2 protein-coding genes are annotated in these 1,403 nt (G+C 48.5%); both read left to right on the forward strand.

Going from position 1 to position 1,403, the window contains the following annotated elements:
• Window positions 1-252 precede the first annotated feature (252 nt).
• Window positions 253-717 carry a JAB domain-containing protein gene (locus BUE76_RS23405; protein ID WP_073038985.1) on the forward strand — a complete coding sequence of 155 codons (465 nt, stop codon included), beginning with the start codon at window positions 253-255 and terminating at the stop codon, window positions 715-717.
• A gap of 340 nt (window positions 718-1,057) precedes the next feature.
• A partial coding sequence (locus tag BUE76_RS23410; protein ID WP_216820727.1) for a plasmid mobilization protein occupies window positions 1,058-1,403 on the forward strand: 346 nt, incomplete at its 3' end.

The raw sequence follows: 1,403 nt of genomic DNA on the forward strand, positions 1-1,403 counted from the left end.
TTCCATATGGCCGCGCCCTGCGGGCGGCTGGTTAAGGGTAGATGTTTACAAAGAAGAAAGGGGAATTACAGGCATTGATTGCTCCACTAAGTTCGGCGCCCTGCGGTGCTGCTTTTCAAGGAACTACGGCATAAACACATAGCTACCACACAGAAAGCCATCATTTATTCCGTTCCTCCTTGCAGCAGGCCCGCAGGAGCACCGGGCGGGGTTCCATAATCAATTTTTCACAACACCTAAAACGAAAAGATTATGGAAAAGGAACTGTTTACAGGCAGCAAAGTGGCGGAAGTAGAACTGGTATACCGCTCCAAAGTAAAAGCATCGCAAAGACCACAGGTAAAGACGTCGCTAGATGCTTATATGATCCTTTCGGAACTGTGGGATGAAGGCACTATGGACCTGCAGGAAAGCTTCAAGGTGCTGATGCTGAACAGGGGTAATAAAGTGCTTTGCCTCTACAATGCATCTTTGGGTGGCATTACAGGAACTGTAGCTGATCCAAGGCTAATCTTCACAGCAGCCCTAAAAGCAAGTGCCGTCAGCATCATCCTGGCACACAATCACCCTTCCGGATCGCTGTTGCCGTCAAGGGCAGATGAGGAGCTTACAATGAAGTTCAAAGGTGCCGGCCAACTGCTCGATATCAAGGTTGTAGACCACCTGATACTGACGGCAGAAACCTACTATTCATTCGCAGACGAAGGGCTCATTTGAGCCCTTTTTTATGCCTGAAATCAGATGAAAAGAGGATTCAAATAGGCCACAAAACAGAAGCAAAAGAAGCCCAAAACACCCCTGTATTTTAACATGTAGCACCTGGCTGAAATTTGGACAGGGCACCGAAGCAGTCTCGCACTTTACGAGCTTTAGGATAGTATGGCAAAGGCATATAGAAAAGAGAGCTTGAACGGTAAGGAGTCCAGAAGACACTGGAGGATTAGTGGGCCGGTGCCCGCCCACGGCAAGATGTACAAATGTGGACACATTTGGATGGTAAGGTAAAGCTGCACTCCGGAGTCGTGCAGCATAGGACAGCAATGAAAAAAAGTGAAAAATGGAAAAGAGAAAAGAAAAACGCAACAGGCTGATCAAGCTTCGTGTCAGTGAAGCGGAACTAAAAGAGATTCACCAGCATCTAGGCCGCAGTACCAATAGGAGTCTTTCCGAGTACCTCCGCAGGCTTGCTCTCAATAAACCGGTAACTGTAATGGTTCGTAATGCATCAGCGGATGATTTCCTGGAACAAATGCTGCCACTGCAGGCCTGCCTGGAGCAAACCTGCAACACCTACACAAGAGCAGTTGACCGGCTACCGGTATTGAACAAAATACCGGAACTCAAAGGATGGCTGATCCTGCACGAAAGCACCAGGGCAGCCCTCCTGGAACAGGTAAGCCGCA

It is taken from the genome of Cnuella takakiae, assembly GCF_001953305.1.
Lineage (GTDB): Bacteria > Bacteroidota > Bacteroidia > Chitinophagales > Chitinophagaceae > Flavisolibacter > Flavisolibacter takakiae.

Bases quoted from the DNA above. Each gene is read 5' to 3' on its own strand.
- BUE76_RS23405 (WP_073038985.1), top strand. From the start codon at position 253: ATGGAAAAGGAACTGTTTACAGGCAGCAAAGTGGCGGAAGTAGAACTG.